Source organism: Kastovskya adunca (assembly GCF_059505785.1).
On record NZ_JCACLG010000014.1, the window covers coordinates 14,218 to 34,037 of the forward strand.

Sequence of the window (19,820 nt, forward strand, 5' to 3'; positions counted from 1 at the left end):
AGAACAATTATTAAACAATCCCATCAATCATCACACGACCTACCGTCACCCTACTTATCGCTGGCTCAACGGAATCTCGACCACAAACTCCGTTCCCTGACCTGGCGTTGAAGTGCAGGTAAGCTGACCCCGATGTTTTTCCACAATAATTTGATAACTGATAGTTAACCCAATACCCGTACCTTTCCCCACTGTTTTCGTTGTAAAAAAGGGATCGAATATGCGGTTTTGTAAATGTTTTGAGATGCCTAACCCATTGTCTGCAATGCTAATTACCGCCTTCGTTCCCTCAAGGAGGCTAGTCCGAATCCAAATCGTAGGAGTATAAGATTGCGGTCTATCTGCCGCCTGCTTTCCTTCCGTAGCCTGTTCGAGAGCGTCAATAGCATTCGCTAACAAATTCATCAACACCTGATTAAGCTGACCAGCGTAGCACTCAGCTAGGGGTAAGTTGCCGTACTCTTTGACAATTTGAATTCCCGCGTCATCTAATTTATTTTTCAGTCGATATTGCAAAATCATCAGGGTACTATTAATGCCCTCATGAATATCAACTAACTTCATTTCCGCTTCATCTAGCCGTGAAAAATTCCGCAAGGACTGGACAATTTCTCGGATGCGGTCAGCTCCCAGCTTCATAGAAGATAGTAATTTAGGCAAGTCTTCAACCAGAAAATCTAGATCCATTGCCTCCCTTTCTTCTACAATTTCTGCTCCGGGGGAAGGATAATGCTTCTGATAGAGATAAAGCAGATTAATTAAATCAGTAATATAGTCGTTGGCATGATTGATGTTGCCATAAATGAAGTTAATCGGGTTATTAATTTCGTGAGCAACTCCAGCTACCATTTGTCCCAGACTCGACATCTTCTCACTTTGAATAAGCTGAGTCTGAGTGCGCTTCAATTCATACACAATCTTTTCTAACTGACTAGTTTGCTGTCTAGAGTGCGATTCAGATTCCTGCAAAGCTATGTTTAATTTAGCCAGTTCTTCGGCTTTCCGCAGAACAATATTGATCAGGGCATTTCTTAGTTCTAGTGCCGCCTCAACTTCACACTTTTTCCAGGGTAACGATTTACAGCGAACTGTTTCTTGCCAAAGGTCAAAGGAGCCGCGAGGCGATAGGCGCACTCCTCCATCACCTGCTATTTCAGCAGATTTGTTAGGGTTTCCCGCCCAATTCAATGTTTGAATAACTTCCGGACGGAACCACAGAACGTAACTATTTTGAGTTTTAGAGATAGAAATGGCGAGGAGACCGCTAGCAATATCTTTGATGTTTGCGGCGTCGGGATAAACACTGGCTAAAGAATTTGTATAAAATACATCCTCCTGCCATTGAGCATTGAGCCATATCATCAAATTTTCTAAATCTTCGCCCTGAGGCACTGCACCAACAACCTGGTAATCCCCCTCAAAACAAAAAACAGCACCCCTAGCACCTACCAAATCTATGAGGTTTGGTTTGTGTTTCACTAATCCGTCAACAAATGATTTTTCTACAGACATGTATTCAAGAATTTTCGCTTGAATAACTTTTAACTCTAGTCTGTAGTCGTAGTCTTCATTTTGTTCTTTAGAAGCCAGTTCTAAAGACATCACTTGCCCAAGAAATTCACAAGCCTTTCGTACTTCATAGGAAACATACTTCGGCGAATGATGATGACAGGCAATTAATCCCCAAAGCTTCTCATCTTTGATTAAAGAAATCGACATTGATGCTCTCACCCCCATGTTTTGCAAGTACTCAACATGAATGGGAGAAACACTTCTTAAAACCGAGAAGCTTAAGTCAATTGGAGCGTTAGTTAGGGGATTATTAGCAGGAGTGATTTCTGCGGGTTGATAGTTGACATCTACAATTAATCTCAGCCAATTTAAACAGTAGAGCCTTCTAGCTTGTTTGGGAACATCGGAGGCAGGATAGTTTAATCCTAAAAAGGGAGTTAAACTTTCTTGCTTATCTTCTGCAATAACCGTGCCATGACCTTCTTCGTTAAAGCGATAGATCATGGTTCGATCGAAACCAGTAATTTTTCTGATTTCCTGAACCATGCTTTGACACAGGTCGTAGAGATTGCAACTACTTTGTAGTTTAGCGACTGACGCCCTCACTAAATCGTAGAAGTTTAAAAATGAAATACTTCCAGGAAAGCGCTCAGGTTCTAGTTCAAGAACTAAAGCACCATTAGAACGGTGGATAATACCATCAAATAGGTAATTTCTCTGGTCTGGAGATTTTAAAACCAGCTTAATTGGGTTCTTCGCTTGCAGATTTTCATCGAATAAACTCTCTTTGATAGAATTTATATGATAATCGTCAAGCAAAGTGTCTAAGTTTTTATTAATTAAATCACTAGTATTTATACCTAAAAAGTCGAAAGTATTGTTGCTGGCTTGGAGAATAGTCAGCTCTGGCTCTTTCAGCACAAGAAGTAACCCATGGGGCTGAATGGAGCCAGGGATATGAATCGGCTCCCGATCGCAATTAGTAAGATCGACTTCTTGGGCTTCCAAAATCCTGCTTTCAATCATTTTTAGGTTCCGCATCAAACCGACTTGACCTTAAATGAAATTATACTAAATTTGGCTAACACTACTTTATTAAGCTTTACAGAAAGAAGAAGTCAAGCTTCCCCTGACTTCCTGTAACTTCCTCTAGCTAATGGTTTTATTATTTTTTTTGACTAAATATTGTTTACGCTTTAGGAGTTAAGCCGAAATAATACTGAAACGTCGTTGAGAGCGCTTGCTTTAGATAATTTATGGATTAACTATGAGAGGAGTATTGCCTAGTATAGAGGTTATTTTTCTTCACTACCTCTGTATTTGTACGATGATTACCTGCTTCTGGGGCGGAGGAAGGTTTGATGAGGGTAATTGCACGGTTACGCTTGGCAGCAAAAAATAGTATTTCCTTTAGAAGACTGATTATTATTCCTTAGCAAATAAACAATTAGTTAAAGGGATAGCTGCGTAGAAAATTTTAAGTTTGTGGAGAAATGTCTCTAGGTTTAAAAAGTAAGTTAGCGGGCTGTATTCTGAGCCTTTTCTCTGGGGATGTCACAATTAGTAGTAATACACTGGTTTGAGCGATCGCCATCGGAACAGAACTTTAGCTATCCCTAGCAGAAAAAGTTACTAAAGGGCGATCGCGCCTGCTAATTTAGGTTTTATAAAAATCAAAAAGTTGTTTTTGATACAGCCCTGTTATAGTTTATAGCCAATCTGACGCAGCGATTCCTTAGGAATCGCTGACCTTACTATATTTATTCATGTCTACCTACTTAGTTTCAGGACTAAACAGCACTAAAATGTAGGCAGAGTTAGTTCTTGGCTCAGACACTATTAGCCTGATTGACTGACAAATCTTTTCGGGTAGGTTGGGTTGAGCAGTGGGGAACCCATGCAGATAACTATTGCTCAACGTCAACAAATCGGTAAATCAAGAGGTGTAGGATTTTTGTCAGTCAATCAGGCACCCTTACCATTCGCAGAAAGTTGAGTTCCTCTGCCTGACAATAAGTGTGTGACTAGCTTATGCCTAGTTACATCGAGTTGTTGAATTTAGTTACCCTCAGAAAAAGAGAGTTCAGCCTCTGATTCTATTGCTTGCTTCTTCTCTTCTTTTTCCTGGATTAACAATCCTCCTAAATGGATAATCGCCAGTATCAGCGCCCCAATTGAGAGAATATAACTGTGCAACGTGTACAGGTGTGCGACGGTGACGGTATTAACGGCTCCCCCACCTGTTAAAATGTCTCGCAGTTGAGAACCAATAAGCGGGATAGCTTCTAAAGTTCCTAACTCAATGGCGAAACGCCAGTATCCAAGTTGCGTCCAGTCGAGGAGCATTGCTGTCCAGCCTAAGGCGATCGCGGTTAAAGTTAATAGAATTCCGCTAATCCAAGCCGTGAGCCAGCTAGGGCGAAATTTCTCCCCAAGAAACATCACCACAATTTCTACTAAAGAGACAGCAATTAACCCATTACCTGCAATCTCATGGAGGCTCTGAATCAGCCAACCATTGGGAATTTCCGATTCGACAATCTTCAGGGAATTGTAAGCTCCACCTGCGGTGGGTTCGTAATAGAAAGAGAGCAGAATTCCTGTGACGGCTGCTATCAAGCTTAAGGAGAGGATCACTACAGACAAAATGGTAGCCAGTCGCCGAACTACAAAAGTGTAGGGTAGGTTTTTCATGGCTAGTTCAACCCTGTGAGGGTGAATGTGTATTTGTACTTAGTATAATTCGTCTGCTTCTAAGCAACCTTAAAAATCGTTGGAAAAAAACGCTTGCCGCAAATCTACTCAAAAACACGCTTTGTAGATTCACCGTGGGAAATTCATTTTGAATAATAACGAAGAATTTCTGCCACTGACCAAGCTTGTGCGATCGCTCCTTGGGGTAAATGGGGCCAATCGCCGTCGAAAATTTCGGAAATCGAACCCATACAGGCTTGTTGTTGTAGGTGAGCTAGCAGAGGTTGCCAGTCGAAGGCGATCGCATTTTCAGGAAAAAAGCGCTTTTCACTGGCGATAAAAGGGCCAATCAGCCAACTCCAGACGGTTCCTTGATGGTAGGCGCTGTCACGATGAACGCGATCGCCTGCGTAGTGACCAATATAGTCAGGGTGGGCTGGATCGAGACTCCGCAATCCATAGGGGGTGAGTAGGCGATCGCGTGCTACCGTCAGGACTCGACGCGCCTGTTCTGCCGGAAACCCGCAATGATGCAGCGACAGCGCTAATACGGCATTGGGACGCAGGCGGCTATCTAATTGATCATCCGGGGTAATCACATCAAAGAAATAACCTAAGTCTGCATTCCAAAACTTTTGCAACGAGGTTTTGACCTGCTGTGCTTGTTGCTTATAGCGTCGGGACTGATTCTGCATCCGTACCGCATCCGCACCTGCATCTTTCACTAAGTGTTCCGTCCACTGGATGAGCCAACATAATGCTGAATACCAGAGGGCATTAATTTCTATCGCTTTTCCCCGGCGTGGTGTCACAGGCTCCCCATCAATCACTACATCCATCCAGGTAATGGCAACATTGGGCGCATCCCAAGTCAGCAATCCATCTGAGACATCAACATGAATGTTGTACAACGTTCCCGCCGAAAACCCCTTGTAGATTTGCCGCACTACAGGATATTGCGCGGCTAAAAATTCCCAATCCTGGGTTGCTTCTAAATACAGTCCTAGGACTTCAATCCACCATAACGACGCATCAATACTGTTATAGATAGGTTGTGCCCCTGCGTCTGGAAATGTATTGGGAATCAAACCATTCTGGACAAAACTGCCAAAGGTTTCTAATAGTCCTTTTGCTAAAGGAAAGCGCCCCGTTGCTAACGCCAGTCCTGGTAGAGCAATCAAAGTATCTCGTCCCCAGTCGTTGAACCAGGGATACCCGGCGATTACGGTGGGGCCATTAATTGAGGCGCGGTGAGTAATGAATTGATCGCTGGCGCGTAACAATTGCTGTAAGGCGGGTTTTGGAGAGTGGGGGAACTGGGTAAATAATTGCTGCTGACGCTCCTGTTCGGCTTGTAGTGCTTGCTCAAACTCCCAGTTGTTTAGGTGGGGAAGCGTTGGATTTGGCCATCCTACTCTCGCTTCTAGGGTGAGTTTCTCTTCCGGTTGCAGACTCACGCTTAAATAGCCGGGGCTGTAGAGGTCTTCGCGATCGCCTAATCCGCGCTGATGTTCTTCCGGATAGTAGTAGTTCCCGTACCAAGCCGCTTCCGGTTGATAGTTACCGTTACTCCAGCGCAGTTGCCAAGGAGTTCCGGAAACGGGGGCGATCGTTTGCAGGCAAATTTGCTGCTCTCCGACTAGTTGGGAAAATTGTAACCCCGCTTCTATAGAGTGTTGGTGGTGAAAATTGCGATCGCCAATGATCGGTCGCAGCCGCAGCGTTGCTGTCTCAATACCTTGGTAGTGATACTGAATCAAAATACGATGACAAAATTCACCATGAGCATTGTTGCTTTTTTCTTTCACCCCTTGAGACTCGAATGCATGGGGCATGAGAAGTTGCCGCGTTAATTGCCAGCGATCGCTACCCCAAGTCCAACTCAAAACTGGCTCGATGGTAAAGGAACGCAGCAGTTGATAACCCCACAGGTCAACTTTGCCCCCCTGCCAAAAATTACTGGAAAGCGCCCACACCTCCCCGTTGACTTCTAAGCTGGCATCAAGATGAGAGAGCAATAACGTCCGCTCGACCGGAGGATTCAGCGCCGCTATCAACCAACCGTGATAGGTGCGAGTCCGGGCATCGCCCACCGTTCCGCTGGCAAAACTCCCCAGCCCATTCGTCAGCAGCCATTCCCGCGTGTCTAAATTATCCATATCACTTCATCTTTAACTGTGAATATTAAAAACCTATTTCCCAGATAATTAGCAGGGTGGTACAAGACGTCCATTCATCACCGACTCAGCACTCAGGACTCTCAAGATTATCACGCCTACTCAAAATCGTTATGAGTATGATATAGTGTTAACAGTTCGTAACTACTCAACTGTAACCAGCACAGGTCAGTGCGAGAGAGCAACTGTACCTGGGTGTATAGCAAACGTATACGCTGATAGCATTTAAGGAGAATTATTCATGACCAACCCGACAGAAGGATGTCTCCGGGTAGGCCAAACTGCCCCTGACTTTACTGCAACTGCTGTAGTCGATCAAGAATTCAAAACGATCAAACTGTCTGACTATCGTGGCAAATACGTCGTTTTGTTTTTCTACCCTCTAGACTTCACGTTTGTTTGCCCGACTGAAATTACAGCATTTAGCGATCGCGCTGAAGAATTCAAGGAAGTAGGAACCCAAATCCTAGGAATTTCGGTTGACAGCGAATTCTCACACCTCGCCTGGATTCAGTCCGACCGAAAGTCTGGTGGTGTTGGGGACTTGAACTATCCTTTGGTTTCTGACATCAAAAAAGAAATCAGTACCGCCTACAACGTTCTTGACCCTGAAGCTGGTGTTGCTCTGCGCGGTCTATTCATCATCGATAAAGACGGAATAATTCAGCACTCGACAATCAACAACCTCTCCTTCGGTCGTAACGTCGATGAAACCCTGCGTACCCTGCAAGCCATTCAGTACGTTCAGGCTCACCCCGACGAAGTTTGCCCCGCCGGTTGGCAACCCGGAGACAAAACCATGGTTCCTGACCCCGTTAAGTCCAAGGTTTTCTTCGCCGCTGTGTAATTAACAAGTTAGCTGCGTCGATAACGCCACAGTTGTATATTAACCCCAACACCAAGACTTAGGATTTGTCAAAAAGTGGTGTTGGGGTTAATTTTTATTGATTCAGGAGACTACAACAATGCTGACTTCCACTGACTTTCGGGGTTTACTCAACGAGCGCTTCCTGCGTAACTTCTTTCCCGTACCCGCCACTAACACCCTGAAGCTAGGACAAAAAACAGCGGATTTTGAATTGCCAGACATCACCAATAACCGTCAGGTCAAATTGTCTGACTATCGTGGCAAACAACCGCTGCTGCTTGCTTTTACTCGCATCTTCACAGAAAAGCAATATTGCCCCTTGTGCTACCCCCACATCAAGGCTGTAAATGAGAACTACGAGCGTTTTACAGAAAAAGGGGTGGAAGTGCTAATGATTACAAGTACTGACAAACAGCAAAGTCAACAAATTATCAAAGACCTCGGGCTAAAAATGCCCCTCTTGAGCGACCCAATTTGTAATAGCTTTCAAACCTACGAAGTCGGTCAGGCGTTAGGCGCACCTTTGCCAGCACAGTTTATTCTGGATCGAGAAGGACATCTACGGTTTAAACACCTGTTTTCTTTCCTTTCATCCAATGCAGAGATCGAGACACTGCTAAATGCTATCGATCAATTGTAAGATTTTTGGGATTTACTGATATAAACGTGGTAAATACAGTCAATTGACCCTTCTACAGGAGTTGCTTAGATGGAAGAAACGATCAAGATTCGTGCAGTGGATAGAAACGACTGGAGTACCACACTACAAGGGTTTGGGCCAGAGGAAATTCAACAACTGCTAGCTGTGTATTCTAGCGAACAGGTCGTTGGCACCATTTGTGAATCTGTAGATGGCAAATTTTATGTAAATGGTCTGCCAGAGATGGAGTACTTCTCGCTCCAAGCTGCCGCCGCTTCCCTGTTTAAAGACAAGGAGGGTTAGGGGAACTCTTGATGATGGGGTGATAGGGAGAACTAATTACCTACTTCCTAGTTCATCCTTCACCCTTTTCTTCCCCTATCCTGTATCTGTAGTTGACTCAAACGCGAATAAACCCCTTATAACGTCACTTGCTGTAAGTGGCTGCGAGGACTGAAACTGCGGTTATCGCGGATTTTCTCATAGTATTCTCGCTCAACCGAACTAATATCTTTGGGCGTTGCAATTATAATTCGCACCAATTGGTCACTCCGTTCCCCTTTGGGTCGAGGCCATCCTTTCCCCCGCAGCCGGAGCGACTGTCCAGAACGAATTCCGGCAGGAACATTGACCTTAACCTTACCATCCGGTGTCGGCACTTCAATCGTGGCACCTAGCACCGCTTCATCGGGTGCTACAGGCACTTCGCAAACCAGATTGTCTCCCTCAAACTGGAAGAACGAGTGCGGTTGGAGTTCAACGTTTAAATACAAATTTCCCCGCTGTTGGTTATAGGGATTGAGTTGTCCCTTACCTCGGATACGAATCCGGCTACCCGGTTTAGCACCGGGAGGAATCCGCACATCAATCGCTTCATTACCCAGGTTCAGACGTTTCTGAACACCATGAAAGGCGTCAGAAAAACTCAAGCTAATTGTGGCTTCTTGGTCAGCAGCGACTCCAGCCGCATGGTTGTCAAACCCAGCATAGTCATTGAAGCCACCAAAATCGTTGAATCCAGTCGATCCCTTTGTAGTAGTGCGGTAATTATAAGCCCGTGAGCCGCCTGTGCCAGCAGCGCCTGTGCTAAAGCGACCGAGCAGCTCATTAATGAATTCATCAAAGCTGCCGTACTGACTAAAGTCGAAGTCGCCCATATCGACACCGACACCTGCTCTACCTGCTCCTGCTCCTGACGGCCATCCTTCCCCTGCTTGCTTCCAGTACTGACCAAACTGGTCGTATTTTCGACGTTTGTCAGCATCGGATAAGACTTCATAGGCTTCACTAACTTCCTTGAAACGAGCCTCAGCCTGTTTATCGCCAGGGTTCATGTCAGGGTGGTACTTCCGCGCTAGCCGTCGAAAAGTTTTTTTAATGTCATCGGCACTAGCGCTTTTGTTTACTCCGAGAATAGCGTAGTAGTCTTTGAAGTCGGTTGCAGCCATGAAGCGTATCTCCTGTTGCTTTTAGTTATTAGTTGCTAGTTGTTAGAAAAAACTTAATGTATAGCAGCTAGGCTAACGTGAGGAAAGGAGCCTACTAGCATGAAGCGTTGCTAATTTATAAAACTAACAACCTAACAACCAAAACTTTACTCACATACCTCAACACCACTAAGCGTAACAAAGGAGTCAAGAAGGTTATGTTCGGTTCTTCCTCACAGGGCAAGGTCGCAATTCCCGTACTTAAGGAAGGATGAACGCTAAAGGAGGAATAGTTGGCTGAATATTTGCTAGTTCTCGTGGAGATTAACGCCGACAATTATCTGTGTAGTGAACTAAGTGATCTAGCCCGTCTTGCAAGCTTGGGGGTGTTGTTTGGAGGGAGGCGTGCATTTGCCGGATGATAGTTTCCGGGACAGTGCGCGATCGCTCTTTATTGCGTTCTAGGCAGGTATTGAGGGGAGTGTCTAGCCAGATGCCTGTAATTTTACTAAAGCCTGCGGCACGAGCTAAGGCGATCGCTTCTTGTCGATGAGCCTGAGTAGCATTAGTGGCGTCATAAATTACCCCATTAGTTGCCTGCTTCACCACTTGTCTAAATTGTTGCTGTAGGTGTTCCCTGACAATTTCCCACGCTCCCTGGATACTTTCATCCCCAAATAACTGAGCGCGGATGGTATCAGTAGAAACTAAATGACATCCCGGACGTTCTTCCATCAGTCGTTGCGCTAGAGAAGATTTGCCGCTACCGGGAACTCCAATCAGTAAAGTTAGCTGCCGTTTGCCCATTCTAGTTAGATTTGAATTGTTGATGCACTCTCTTCCATCTCAGCAGAACTCGATCGGCAAAACAACGAGCCTACAACAAAATTACCTGACGCGATGCGTCCGTTATAGTAATAGCCCAACCTACGGCAAAATAAGGAAAACGTCAATACATAAAGTGGAGTGGCTATGTCTAAGCGCAAGAAGCACAATCTCCAATGGATCAAGGAAACTCTAGAGTTAAAAGAAGACCACAACTGGAAATCAAAGCCAGGAACTCGGATCTTTGTGGCAGGGCGAGGAGCGTTGCGCTTTGATGTTCCCAGCAATTGGCATTTTGAACTAGATACAAAGTCGTTCCGGTTTTTAGACAAAGAGCCGCCGAACGATGATTGCCGCTTAGAAGCTTCGTTTAATTTACTACCCCCTGGCAATTGGGCAGATTTTCCGCTGGTTAGGCTATTAAAGCAGACAGTTCGAGATGAAAAGCGCAATGTAGTTGAGCGAGGGGAATTTATTCAATTCAAGCGCCAAACTGCTCGTATTGTTTGGACTCAAATCAAATTTATTGACCCTCAAGAAAACCGCGAAGCTTATTCCCGAATTTGTATTGGGTTAGGTTCTGGAGTTCAATGTCTCATTACTTTTGACTACTGGGTGGACGATGCGGAACGCTTAATCCCCGTCTGGGACACAGTTATGGAATCGTTAGTTTTGGGGCTTTATATCCGCGATCCTCGCACGGGACTTGCATTCCCCGACTAGCTTGTGGGGGATCTAAGCTAGTATCTGCAATTCTAGTCGGGGCGATCGCTCACCGCTCGCTTCATGAATACGTGCCGCTTTTGGCACCATCAAATCCAGAAGAATTGCAAAAGCCAATCAATGTACATCGTTCCTTCAGCCTCAACTAGAGGCGATGAATGAAATCCTGTACATTGACCTTTAATCGCTAGTATCTATTCTTTAATCGCTAAAAGCATCTTTGATGTTCTCAATAGCGCTTTCAACAAAATTCTGTGTGTTGTCTACTGCTTTCTCAGTCCGAGCCGCATCTTTATTTGCTTTTTTCTCGATCCGATCTCTATCTCTCTTGGCTTTGCCCTCAAGAATGCTACCATCGTCATCCGTTGATTGATCAACTCGAGCGGCATTTTTATTGGCAGTTTCTTTAACCTGATCTTTCGTATCTTCGATCAAATTTCTGGAGGAATCAAAAAAATCATCGGCTTTCTCTTGAACTGCACCGTCCGCGTTTGCTGCGGCGATCAAGTTTGCAGCAGGAGCCGCCATTGCTGCGGTGTTCGAGAAAAACGCACCTTGCCAAACGAAGGCGATCGCTGACAGACAAAACACAGTTGTAGCCATCCAGCGTACTACAGTCGAAAGTTGTTTCATAAAATAATTTCCGTTCATAGAATACAATCTCCATGAGATTTAGCCTTCTATTTCTACTTCATCTGGCTCATGGGTCAAATCGTTCCACAGATAGAGGTTTTTCCCTGAAAAATTTTTGAATGAATTCACTATTTTGACAGATTGAACCCGGTGGTTCCTGTATGCGTCAAGCTTGTCCTCCCACACCAATTCCATTTTTATCCGCTAAAAGTAGGGGTGGTTTGTGGGTTCCGTAGAGGCGGACTAGCTCATGAGGATTATTTCTGCTGGGGCGATCGCAAGCACGATTTTAGATGGAGCTACTTATTTTTGCTGTATTGGTAACTTAATGACAAACTCTGTTCCTTCCCCCGGTGTTGAGATGCAAGTTAGCTGACCCTCGTGTTTTTCAACAATAATTGAGTGGGAAATAGATAACCCTAAACCTGTGCCTATACCGATTGGTTTGGTAGTAAAGAAGGGGTCAAAGATGCGTTGCTTCACTTTCTCTGGAATGCCACAGCCATTGTCGGCAATCCGAATTACGACATGAGAAGGATGAATCCCTTCCCCTTCATGCTTGACTTCGGTACGAATCGCGATAAGTCTCGGACAAGAATGCGTTTCTAGTGCATCAATGGCATTACTCAGGAGACTCATAAAGACCTGATTTAACTGACTTGGGTAACACTCCACCAGAGGCAGTGAACCATACTCTTTTCTTAGCTGAATCTCACAATCAGAGGAATGCTTTTTCAATTGATGCTGTAAGAGTAGCAGAGTGCTATCAATGCCTTCATGAATATCAACTGCCTTCCTTTCCGCTTCATCTAGACAGGAAAAATTGCGTAATGAGAGGACAATTTCTTGGATGCGGTTTGCTCCTTCTTTCATCGATGCCAGCAGTTTGGGAAAGTCCGCGCATACAAAATCTAGTTCGATTGCCTCAAGCTCATCTTTGATTTCTGGCAAGGGTTCTGGATAGTGCTTGGAGTAAAGCTGCACTAGGTCTAGTAAACCAGAGGCATATTGACGAGCGTAGGCAACATTGCCGTAGATAAAGCTAATTGGATTATTAATTTCGTGTGCAATTCCTGCAACCATTTGACCCAGACTACTCATTTTTTCATTCTGAATGAGTTGGGCTTGAGTTTGTTTTAGCTGACGCAAGGTTTGCTGAAGTTGTTGGTTTTTAGCTCTCAACTCCCTCTCAGATTGCCGCAGTGCTTCCTCTGCTTGTTTGCGTTCGGAAATGTCGCGCCAGAATATAGAAAGCCCTTCTGCACAGGGATAAGCACGCACCTCAAACCAGCTATTCAAGTATGAATGAAAGATTTCAAAGATAACGGGAATTTGTTGAACGATCGCCTTCTTGTACTCTCGTTCAACTATCGTACCGACAGCTTCAGGAAACACTTCCCAAAAATTTTTCCCTTGCAGTTCTTCCCAAGTGCGCCCGAAAGTTTGTGCCGCTTCTGAGTTGATATAGGTGAACCGCCACTGATGATCCAGCGCAAAAAAGGCATCGGTAATCCGTTCTATGATATTGACAAATTCCTGGTGCGATGACTTCAGAGCCTCTTCAGCTTGCTTGCGAGGCGTAATGTCCGTAATCATTCTCAACACACCAACAAACTGCCCCCGTGCGTCTAAAATCGGCGTAGCCGAGACAATTGCCCACAAATCAGAACCATCTTTGCGGCGGAATTTGAAATCATGTCGTTCGTGAATGCCTCGGCGGCGTCGCTCCACATAGGTTTGTGCTAGCACTTGATTGTTTTCATCCATGAAGTCAAAGAGCGATCGCCCCAGCATTTCCTCCACGGTGTAGCCCAGCATCTCGGCAATCCAACTGTTAGCAAAGGTCGTCTTGCTATCGACATCAAACATCCAAATGCCCTCTGACGCCGTTTCTAAGATCTGGCGATAATGTCTCTCTGATTCCCGCAGTCCCTCCTCCGCTTTCTTACTGTCGGTGATGTCTTCACTAATTCCCAAAAGATACCGGGGTGTACCCGCTTCATCCAGCAAAGGCACTTTTTTTGTACGCATAAACCGTTCGCCACGATGGGGCGTGTTCAACGGCGCTTCTGGGATTTCTACTAACTGACCTCCAGTTAGCACTCGTCGGTCTTTAGCACGTAAGTATTTAGCCTGTTCTCTTGGGAAAAAGTCATAGTCGTTCTTACCCAACACGTCTTCCCTGGAGTAGCCAAACAGCTCTTCACTGGCTTTATTCCAGTACATGACTCGCAGGTCAACAGCATCTTTAATAAACACCCCAAGTGGTAAGTTTTCAACAACAGTATTAAGAAACGCTTGGGTAGACTGCAACTCGACTTCAGCTTGCTTACGTTCTGTAATGTCTAGGATCACCCCATCCATTTCTAAGGGTTGTATTTGTCGTTGCTGTGTCTCGTTCTCATTGTTCTCTCTGAAAATGCCTTGACCTTTGTCATAGACCCAAGCTATCCTGCCATCTGCTCGAACAATCCGATACTCAATGACATAAGGTTGCTTGACTCTAACGCTCTGCCACACAGCCTGCTCAACTCGCGCTCGATCTTGAGGATGAATAATACTGACGAAAGACCGGACGCGATTGTTGATAAAGTCACTCGGACAATAGCCAGAAATCTCTTGAATGGCTTCACTGAGAAACGCCATCGTGCGTAGGGGCGATTTTTGTGATTCTCCATCGTAAATACAGCGGTACACAGCACCCGGAATATTAGCAACTAACGTTCTAAATCGTTCTTCGCTATGTTTCAGCAATGCCTGTGCCTCTCGACATTTGGGGGACTGGGTCAAGCCTAGAAAGTTTGATTGAGTATACATAGTTTTATGAGTCCCCTAGGGCATGGCGAAGCTAATCCAATTCCTGGTCAAGCCCTGTAGTAACGGAAATTCTGAAATTCTAAAGATATTATTTCAGGTTATTGTTAAGTATTTGCAATTGTAAATGTCAGTACCATATAAATAATTTATAGTTTGCATCAACTCCTTACTAAGGAAAGAGCAATTTTTAATTACTTTAGAGAAGGAATAATTTCCGGAGATAGGCGATGCTAGGTGAGCGATCGCCAGCAGGAATGAAGAAAGCGATCGCTCCTGTTGGTTTGATTTGATTAAGAGAGCGATCTGCTGCTTACATCAGCGCTTGGCTATCGCATCTTCATTCCAACAGTGGTTTACCAAGAATTGACTGTCGATCCGCCTGTTCCTGGAACTATTGAAGTACAAACTCTTCAATGGATTGAGTGAGGTTCGATCTGTTACTAATCGCGCAATGGTTGAGCAATTGCAAAACACAGCGCCACTCATCCAGGCGAATCCGAAGCGATCGCTTTAGCGCTGGAAATCAATGCTGACTTGTTACTCATTGATAAGCGTCGTGGTAGAACAGAAGCAAACCGTCTGGGCATCCGGATTACTGGTTTGCTGGGGGTGCTGGTGGAAGCCAAACAGTGATCATTGATTCCTGCTGTTCGACCTTTAATGGATGACCTCATTGCTAAATCCCAGTTTAGAGTTTCTCAAGCTCTGTATAACCAAATTTTGGCAATGGTGGGAGAATCATAAGTCCTAAAAACCTGTTGCTGATGTGCGATCGCGTAACGTCCCAAAGGCGATCGCGCTTCTACATACAGCCAAAACTAATATGAGCGATCGCTCTGTTCACTCATGATTGCGATCGCGCTTTTTTTTATAGCTTCAAGATGAGCATTGTGCCTGTTACGCCTCAACCTTCGCTTCCAGTTTTCATTGCTATATGCGGGACGGCGCTTATACAAGAGATTGGTATGTGGATAGTGCAATTAAATTGGATAGTCGTGTTGGTAGCGAATGATGAGATGTTGGGTTTCCTGCGTCTACTCAACTTAAGGCGATGAGCGATCGTACTTGGGCATCGTAGTGAGCGAGCTATTTGGCAGCGTTGATGTAACCAACCTATGGCTGTTCGTGCAGCTAGTTAATCTCTTCTATATCGAGATTACCTCAGTACGCACACAAATCTGTTTACAGATTCACAGAGCTTATCCATAACACTCCAATGCTATTGATTTATATTTTTATTTATTTCCTCAATACTATTTACCAGCTTCTCTTCAAGAGTTCGATTTCCACGAACTCTAGCGCTCGTCAAAGCTTCTTGATAGCATTCTCGTGCCTCTGAGTATTGTTCTAGCTTAGTATAAACTTCTGCGATAAGCCTAAGAGTTCTCATTTCATCTGAATAATTTCCTAAAGCTTTGCGAATCTTTAGAGCTTGTTGATAGTATTCCATTGCCTTTGTATAGTCTTGATGACGGTCGTACATCTCACCCAGACCTGCGAGAGTGAAGCTTTCACCTCGTTTATCACCAATTTGCCGCTGAATTTTTAACGCCTGCTGATAGCAGTCTTGTGCTTTGGTAAAATTGTTTAAATTGCAATATACCTCGCCTAGATTGCTAAGAACAGTTCCTTGATTGGGTAGATTTTGAATGGATTGCTGCAACATCAAAGCCTGTTGATGATACTCTAAAGCTTTTGCAAACTCATTTTGACGAGAATAGATTAACCCGATATTGTCCAGAATAACACCCTCAGTATCACGAACTCCAGCTTTACTGGCAATAACTAAACCTTTTCGGTAGTATTTCAGTGCTTCTGAGTCATTGCCCAATAAGAAATATAAGTGTCCAATGTTGTTGAGAGTTGAAGCTTGATCGGAAACATGACCAATTTCTTCATAGATATCGAAAGCACAGTGGCAGTACTCCAATGCTTGCTGAAGCTGCCCAAGAAAGTGATGCACTGCTCCCAGATTATTGAGCGTTACTCCTTCACCATGTCGATCCCTCACTTCCCGATGAATTAATAGAGCTTGCTCATAACACTTCAATGCTTCGGAGTATTTACCCTGTTGGTCATACACTCCACCAATGTTATTAATAACTGTAGCTTCTTCTGCACGACAACCTGCTTTCCGAAAGAGCTTTAAAGCTTTTTGATAATATTCCTGTGCTTTTGGGTATTGACCAAGACTGCGATGAACAACACCAATGTTGTTCAGTGTAGAAGCAATGCTTGCTGAATTGCCAATCTTTTTTTCGATACCCAACGCTTCATGATGAAGTTCTAATGCTTTCGCATATTCCCCGATTCCACTGTAAACCTGTCCCATATTGCTTAAGATAGTAGCTCGTTGACTCTTGTCTTTAGTAACAAGAGACAAAACTTGCTGATAATTCGCTAGCGCCTCTCTAGGCTGCCCTAGAGCGTCGTAAACCATACTCATAGCATTAAGAGCGCCAGCTTCACCCTTTTGATTACCAACTTCCCTAGCAATGATGAGGGCGTGATGATAATGCTCTAGTGCAGTTGGATACTCTGCTAGGAAGTAATGTATTGAACCAATGCCACAGATTACATCTCCTTCCATAAGCCGATTCCCAACTTGTCGATAAATTACTAAGGCTTGTTGATAGCTCTCCAGAGCTTTGGAATATCGACCAAGACTACGGTGAGTGCGTCCGATATAGTTGAGAGTCCGCCCTTGGTATTCCAGTTCATTCGCTTGCTGCAAGTACCCCAAGGCTTGATTAAATTTGCTCAAGGCATCTAGATATCTTCCACGTTCATATTGCTCCATGCCTTCTCCTAACGAAACCAATCCCTCTGATCGCTGCATTGATGTTCTACACGATCGCACCAGCCGCCAAATCAACGCTAGTAGCGTTAAAATACCTGTCTTAACCCACTGTAAATGACGCAACATTAGAAATCTCCAGAGATCAGTCTTGGTTTGGTACCTGCTTACTCTGAGTATTCCCAATAAACTGTGTTGAATCTCAAATTAACTGGGATATTCTTTGCACTCCCTGTTGACTCTAATGCTTCTGTGACTACCTAGTAAAAATCCTGACGGTTCGTGTCTACGATGTCGTGCAATAAACCCCCTAGAATACGCCCCAAACCTCTCCGCACGACTCAATAACAAACTCCTGCTCAAACGGGAGGATATGCAATCCGTCTTTTCCTTCTGCGGGGTGCTTACGATGATTTAAGATCCCCGACTTCTCGAAGAAGTTGGGGATCTAATCTGCAAGGTTACTCATCCAGCAAGAGTTGTTTGAAACTAATGCTACTAGGCAATTGACAATCTGCTAAAAACTGCTGATAAGCCAATTCTCCCTCGATAAGCGCTCCAATTAATTCCCTTTTGGGTAGCGTTCCTTTCCGCAATCCAGCATATTCCAAATAACTGGAAAACTCCCATTCTCCAGCCTGCTGCACCAGTCCTGCTTTCACCGGGTTAGATGAATATAGCGTGAGACATTGACCAGATAATCACTTCGGTCAACATGGATACTTTGAAACCGCCCCTGAAATAATACCCCAACCCGATTGAACCGCAGATTAATTGCTTTTGTGTAGGAGAGTGAGAGAGATTTCATTGCATTAGACAGAGTTTCATCTCTCAGGTAAACCAAGAAATGGTAATGATTGGGCATGAGACAGTAAGCAACAACATCTACTCCGTTTGTTGTGAGATGCTGCCTCACTAATCGCAGAAAATAAAGATAGTTCTCACGCTCGAAAAAAATCGCTTGGTGATTGTTCCCCCGATTGTAGATATGGTAAAAGTTCCCGATTTGCAGTGGAATCCGTCTTTGGGGCATGAATACGAGTTGCACAACATCTTTAGTAGTGTTCCCCCAGATCCCCGACTTCTTAAAAAAGTCGGGGATCTCAACCCATCGATAAAGTAAAATTTTCTTTACATCCGCCCTCTGCTCACCCCCTTCACCCCATGCTCTGCGACTACCTGGTACAGATCCTGACGGCTCGTGTCTACGATGTCGCCCAAGAAACGCCCTTAGAATACGCCCCAAACCTATCCGCACGACTCAATAACAAACTCCTGCTCAAGCGGGAGGATATGCAATCCGTCTTTTCCTTCAAGCTGCGGGGTGCTTACAACAAGATGGCGCAACTGCCGCCGGATTTGCTCGCACAGGGCGTCATTGCGGCATCTGCTGGAAACCATGCCCAAGGAGTCGCCCTGGCTGCCCGTCATCTGGGGACGCGATCGCTTATCGTCATGCCAGTTACCACACCCCAGGTAAAGATAGATGCAGTCAAAGCCCGTGGGGGAGAGGTGCTGTTGCATGGGGATACCTACGACGACGCCTATACCTATGCCCGTCAGCTGGAAGCAGAGAAGGGATTAACCTTTATTCATCCCTTTGACGATCCGGATGTGATTGCTGGACAGGGAACGATTGGGATGGAAATTCTGCGGCAATACCAGCAACCGATCCATGCGATTTTTGTGGCGATTGGGGGGGGGGGATTGATTTCTGGGATTGGCGCGTATGTGAAGCGGTTGCGTCCGGAAATCAAGATTATTGGCGTTGAACCCGTCGATGCTGATGCCATGAGTCAATCCCTCAAAGCCGGGAAACGGGTGCGCTTACCGAATGTGGGTTTATTTGCTGATGGGGTGGCGGTGCGGGAAGTGGGGGAAGAAACCTTCCGCCTGTGTCAGGAATATGTGGATGAAATCATTCTGGTGGATACGGATGCCACTTGTGCGGCGATTAAGGATGTATTTGAGGATACGCGATCGATTTTGGAACCCGCTGGAGCATTAGCGATCGCCGCCGCCAAAGCCTACGCAGAACGAGAGCAAATTGAAGAACAAACGTTAATTGCCGTTGCCTGCGGTGCAAATATGAACTTCGGTCGCCTCCGCTTTGTCGCAGAACGAGCAGAGTTTGGGGAACGCCGCGAAGCCATCTTTGCCGTCACGATTCCGGAAGAACCGGGCAGTCTCCGCAAGTTTTGCGACTGTATGGGCAAACGCAACCTGACGGAGTTTAACTATCGCATTGCCGATGAAAAAGCAGCCCATATTTTTGTGGGGGTGCAAATTCAAAACCGTGCCGACGCCGCAAAGATGGTGGCAAAGTTTGAAGGGTGTGGGTTCAAAACCCTTGACTTAACGGATGACGAACTAACGAAGTTGCACCTGCGGCACATGGTTGGCGGACGTTCTCCCCTCGCCCACCATGAATTGCTCTATCGGTTTGAGTTTCCCGAACGTCCCGGCGCATTGATGAAGTTTGTCGGTTCCATGAGTCCTAACTGGAATATCAGCTTGTTTCACTACCGCAACAATGGTGCAGACTACGGGCGAATTGTTGTGGGAATGCAGGTTCCACCGCACGAGATGGAGGAGTGGCAGGCTTTTCTCGATACTCTTGGCTATCGCTATTGGGATGAGAATAAGAATCCCGCATATAAACTGTTTTTGGGATAGATTTTTTGGGAAAAGGCGATCGCCTCATGGA

14 protein-coding genes and 1 pseudogene are annotated in these 19,820 nt (G+C 45.2%); 6 read left to right on the plus strand and 9 right to left on the minus strand.

Annotation, left to right across the window (positions count from 1 at the left end; translation table 11 throughout):
* Positions 1 to 54: 54 nt before the first annotated feature.
* From AC5JR3_RS04195 to AC5JR3_RS04205, 3 genes are all read right to left on the minus strand, one after another.
* Positions 55 to 2,553 carry an ATP-binding protein gene (locus AC5JR3_RS04195; protein WP_495843342.1) on the minus strand — a complete coding sequence of 833 codons (2,499 nt, stop codon included), beginning with the start codon at positions 2,551 to 2,553 and terminating at the stop codon, positions 55 to 57.
* A gap of 1,017 nt (positions 2,554 to 3,570) precedes the next feature.
* Positions 3,571 to 4,206, minus strand: coding sequence for a cytochrome b N-terminal domain-containing protein (locus AC5JR3_RS04200; RefSeq protein WP_495843343.1), 636 nt, complete (start codon positions 4,204 to 4,206; stop codon positions 3,571 to 3,573).
* Positions 4,207 to 4,349: 143 nt separating this feature from the next.
* Positions 4,350 to 6,365, minus strand: a complete 2,016-nt coding sequence (locus AC5JR3_RS04205; protein WP_495843344.1) for an amylo-alpha-1,6-glucosidase — start codon at positions 6,363 to 6,365, stop codon at positions 4,350 to 4,352.
* A 259-nt stretch (positions 6,366 to 6,624) separates the two neighbouring features.
* On the opposite strand from AC5JR3_RS04205, the gene AC5JR3_RS04210 reads away from it, so the two are divergent.
* The 3 genes from AC5JR3_RS04210 (at position 6,625) to AC5JR3_RS04220 (ending at position 8,194) form a co-directional block, all read left to right on the plus strand.
* Positions 6,625 to 7,230: a peroxiredoxin gene (locus AC5JR3_RS04210; protein ID WP_495843346.1), complete on the plus strand. Its 606-nt coding sequence runs from the start codon at positions 6,625 to 6,627 to the stop codon at positions 7,228 to 7,230.
* A 118-nt stretch (positions 7,231 to 7,348) separates the two neighbouring features.
* The gene (locus AC5JR3_RS04215; RefSeq protein WP_495843347.1) at positions 7,349 to 7,891 is read left to right on the plus strand and encodes a peroxiredoxin family protein; all 543 of its coding nucleotides are present in this window, start codon (positions 7,349 to 7,351) and stop codon (positions 7,889 to 7,891) included.
* 69 nt (positions 7,892 to 7,960) lie between these two features.
* Positions 7,961 to 8,194 carry a hypothetical protein gene (locus AC5JR3_RS04220; protein ID WP_495843349.1) on the plus strand — a complete coding sequence of 78 codons (234 nt, stop codon included), beginning with the start codon at positions 7,961 to 7,963 and terminating at the stop codon, positions 8,192 to 8,194.
* Positions 8,195 to 8,310: 116 nt separating this feature from the next.
* Here the strand turns inward: AC5JR3_RS04220 and AC5JR3_RS04225 are convergent, their stop codons facing one another.
* Positions 8,311 to 9,339 carry a DnaJ C-terminal domain-containing protein gene (locus tag AC5JR3_RS04225; protein WP_495843351.1) on the minus strand — a complete coding sequence of 343 codons (1,029 nt, stop codon included), beginning with the start codon at positions 9,337 to 9,339 and terminating at the stop codon, positions 8,311 to 8,313.
* A gap of 303 nt (positions 9,340 to 9,642) precedes the next feature.
* Positions 9,643 to 10,125 carry an AAA family ATPase gene (locus AC5JR3_RS04230; RefSeq protein ID WP_495843352.1) on the minus strand — a complete coding sequence of 161 codons (483 nt, stop codon included), beginning with the start codon at positions 10,123 to 10,125 and terminating at the stop codon, positions 9,643 to 9,645.
* Between the two features lie 165 nt (positions 10,126 to 10,290).
* Between AC5JR3_RS04230 and AC5JR3_RS04235 the strand changes: the two genes are divergently transcribed.
* Positions 10,291 to 10,866 (plus strand): Alr1449 family protein, encoded by a 576-nt coding sequence (locus AC5JR3_RS04235; RefSeq protein WP_495843354.1) that lies wholly within the window; start codon positions 10,291 to 10,293, stop codon positions 10,864 to 10,866.
* Positions 10,867 to 11,067: 201 nt separating this feature from the next.
* Here AC5JR3_RS04235 and AC5JR3_RS04240 read toward each other — a convergent pair whose 3' ends face one another.
* Positions 11,068 to 11,517: a hypothetical protein gene (locus AC5JR3_RS04240; protein ID WP_495843356.1), complete on the minus strand. Its 450-nt coding sequence runs from the start codon at positions 11,515 to 11,517 to the stop codon at positions 11,068 to 11,070.
* Positions 11,518 to 11,802: 285 nt separating this feature from the next.
* On the minus strand, positions 11,803 to 14,316 hold the full coding sequence (locus AC5JR3_RS04245; RefSeq protein ID WP_495843358.1) for a PAS domain S-box protein: 2,514 nt from the start codon (positions 14,314 to 14,316) through the stop codon (positions 11,803 to 11,805).
* 534 nt (positions 14,317 to 14,850) lie between these two features.
* On the opposite strand from AC5JR3_RS04245, the gene AC5JR3_RS04250 reads away from it, so the two are divergent.
* Complete coding sequence (locus AC5JR3_RS04250; protein WP_495843360.1) at positions 14,851 to 14,949, plus strand: PIN domain-containing protein; 99 nt, start codon at positions 14,851 to 14,853, stop codon at positions 14,947 to 14,949.
* A gap of 586 nt (positions 14,950 to 15,535) precedes the next feature.
* On the opposite strand, the gene AC5JR3_RS04255 is transcribed toward AC5JR3_RS04250, so the two are convergent.
* Together AC5JR3_RS04255 and AC5JR3_RS04260 are read right to left on the minus strand one after the other, a co-directional pair.
* Entirely contained in the window at positions 15,536 to 17,242 is a 1,707-nt protein-coding gene (locus tag AC5JR3_RS04255) for a tetratricopeptide repeat protein (protein ID WP_495843362.1), read from the minus strand.
* A gap of 332 nt (positions 17,243 to 17,574) precedes the next feature.
* Positions 17,575 to 18,146 (minus strand): annotated as a pseudogene (locus AC5JR3_RS04260) (transposase).
* A gap of 131 nt (positions 18,147 to 18,277) precedes the next feature.
* Between AC5JR3_RS04260 and ilvA the strand changes: the two are divergent.
* On the plus strand, positions 18,278 to 19,789 hold the full coding sequence (ilvA, locus tag AC5JR3_RS04265) for a threonine ammonia-lyase, biosynthetic (RefSeq protein WP_495843364.1): 1,512 nt from the start codon (positions 18,278 to 18,280) through the stop codon (positions 19,787 to 19,789).
* Positions 19,790 to 19,820 lie beyond the last annotated feature (31 nt).